General features: G+C 60.9%; 1 protein-coding gene. It reads right to left on the bottom strand.

The features are described 5' to 3' along the window. Nucleotides 1–4: 4 nt before the first annotated feature. A partial coding sequence (locus EII35_RS16190; RefSeq protein WP_221739816.1) for a zeta toxin family protein occupies nt 5–389 on the bottom strand: 385 nt, incomplete at its 5' end.

Genomic DNA, 389 nt, shown 5'->3' with positions numbered 1-389 from the left:
GGTTTTAGCGTTGGAGGTGGTTGTGGGTTGTTCGGGATGGTTGTTTGAGGCTTGTCAGTCGTGGTGTGAGGGTGGTGTCCGGGGTGGGGCGGTGGAGGTCGAGTTCGAGGATGCGTTCTCCGGTGACTGTGGTTCCTCGGTAGCGGCGTAGTCGGGTGATTTCTGGGGTGGTGCGGGCGAGGGTTTCAGCGTTGTGTTCGGGCCAGGATCGTCCGTCGGGGCCGTTGAAGACTTCTCGGAGGTATTCGCTGGGTACCCAGCGTCCGCCGAGTCCTTGAGGGTCGGTCAGGGTTGTTTCGTAGCCGTCACGCCATCGTTGCCGGATCGCTTCTCGGGACACTGCTTCAGGAACCTCGACATCGATGATCTCGACACGATATCCCGCAGCC

The sequence above is a fragment of the Arachnia propionica genome, from assembly GCF_003932785.1.
GTDB classification, from domain to species: domain Bacteria; phylum Actinomycetota; class Actinomycetes; order Propionibacteriales; family Propionibacteriaceae; genus Arachnia; species Arachnia propionica_B.
This window is presented reverse-complemented; position numbering and strand designations above follow the sequence as displayed.